Source organism: Enterovibrio nigricans DSM 22720, assembly GCF_900167155.1.
Taxonomy (GTDB): Bacteria; Pseudomonadota; Gammaproteobacteria; order Enterobacterales; family Vibrionaceae; genus Enterovibrio; species Enterovibrio nigricans.
The window spans coordinates 1-2,378 of sequence record NZ_FUXU01000187.1; the positions used below are offsets into that span (position 1 = coordinate 1).

At 36.8% G+C, this 2,378-nt stretch carries 1 protein-coding gene; it reads left to right on the top strand.

What is annotated here, in order from left to right; genetic code table 11:
* A partial coding sequence (locus B5D35_RS23380) for a hypothetical protein (protein ID WP_212567569.1) occupies positions 1 to 2,292 on the top strand: 2,292 nt, incomplete at its 5' end.
* Positions 2,293 to 2,378: the final 86 nt, after the last annotated feature.

Genomic DNA, 2,378 nt, shown 5'->3' on the forward strand with positions numbered 1-2,378 from the left:
AAGGCTTATGGTTGCAAAATTGAGTCTCTTAGTTCTGGATACGAGACCTATATCGCTGAGTCTTTGTGCACATCTATGCTTTTAGGAGTCATTTCTCCACAGTACCAAGTTACCCCTCCAGATAGAAGTAGTGTTTATTTCTTTACCCCCTATTCAGACCCATTAAAGGCAAGCGTCGGAGATGTGGTTTATTCGTATGCAAGCACAAATTCATTATTTAACTCGTTATGGAGAGTTATAGCAAAGCCTCAGAGAGTGACCATTTCGGTTAGAGATGAGAATAATCTTGCTCACTTTATGAATTTACAAGCGAAATTAGTTAAAAATAATAGGTATTATCAATTAAATGATGGGTGGGGTGGGAGACTTTATGGGCCTTCTGCTTTTCAATTTCATTTTAGAAAAGAAGATAATGCCAACTTATCGAGTGGCGAGTACACTGGTGGCAATATCCAAGTTGAGGCTGCGCGATACCATGACCCGAACTCAGGAAGCACTATTACGCATGCAGTTCAACCAGTTGGCAAGATAAATGTAACGAATAACAACCCCTCCAGACAATTGACTTTTGATTATGATAAATCTTTATTGCCTTCTCAAGCCGAAGTGGTTTTTGCTCTCCGTTTAAAAAGTGTTCCACGCAGTAGATTTACTCTTAACCTATCTGGACACTATATTCTAACATTCACTAAAGATAAAATTTACATCTTAGATACGTACACTGGAAATAACCATTTTTACAAATATATATCTAAATATAATAATATTACAATTGGGCTTGGAATATCAAAAGGATTAGAAAGTAACTATAAGAATATAGTAATAAAAGAAGACTCAAATGGTCAACTTTATGATTATGAAGCATTTCATAGTGACAATATAACAACCGATAATTCAATGCTAAGTAAAACTATCGAAAAACCCTTTTATGAGCTTACTGGTTCTGAATGGATTATAGATAGAGTAACTGTTAGTCACTCTGTTGCATTTTATCATGAACTCCCTGCCCATGAACGCCATGCTAGATGTGTAAGACCTAACATGACCTTGATTGAAGAATTAAAAGAGATTTTTTCTTCTGGTAGTGCCATATGCCAGCCTAAACCTGCTTCCGATATCTACAATGCAAGTCGTAACTCAATTAGTGACCTACGTTTGGAGCAGGAGCTAATAGAGGCAGCTGTCGATAAAGCGTATGATGATGTCGTTGGATACCACTTATTGGAAAGGTTTGATTTAAAAGATAGGAATACCATAGCGTTTTTGACATCGTCACACTATTGCCACGTCCCTGTTATGGCTCAAGTCGAGGGTAAGCGCCACAAGCGTTCTCCTGGCTCAGAGGGCTGTCTTGGCTGGACATCAAGGATGGTTGAACTGTATGTGATATTAGGTCTTAATTTTATAGATATTAATAATATAGTACAAAATATTATTAATAATGGCCATATTCCCATCTCCCTCTTTCCTAACAGCCAATATCCACAGGATTCAGAAGCAGAGCGTCAAGAACTAATATCGGTAATTTCATCTCATCGCAGCGAGGCAGCAGATGTATTGCAGCAAGCGGCAGGCATAACAGGAATGGCAGCAATGGCATCTACTGATTTTCTCACTAATTCCATTGGAGAAAAAGCAAGCTCAAAAGAAGTACAACAGGCCGTTTCTGAAGCTCCATTAGGTATATATACCCTCGAAAAACAAAATTTTTCCCCCTTACCTAACGTAGTGAAAATTTTAAATGACAACGGAGAGCCAGAAGTTCAAGAAAGAGAGAGCTATACAACAGAAATAATTACAATATCGGCTAACGAAATAACTCCTGAAATTCGAACAACTGTAACTAGATATCACGAAATCATTAAGCAATGGATAGTTCATCTAAAAGATAAAGAGAATAACGAAAATGAAGAAGATAGAGAGCAGTTAGAGTTGGGGTTAGATCTTGCCTATCATATAGAAAGTTTTTTAGACGATATATTAGATGGAAATATCGATACGGATTTTGTAGTTGGCGGTGTTTATCACAATCATAATTTAATTGGCATTAGTTTAGGTTTTTTTGAATATGAAAACTCAATTCGCACGTACATTCCTGAAGCTGGTCTTGTTAATCCAAATTCATTGCTAAATGTTTCAGGGGCATACAGAGGCGCTATTGCTTATTTAAGAAGTGAAGTAATTAAAAAACTATTTAAAGATAATAAAATGGAAAAATCGACAGCCAAATGTATATCTAAGCACAGTGCTAAAAGTGTTTGTAGACTTGGTTTTAGACACGATGAGCTTTAAAATATCTGTCACATAATGGAGAACTAAATCGGGCTCCGTTGCAAAGTTTTAAGTTTCAGGCAATCTAGTGTCACCTTCCTCGTCGT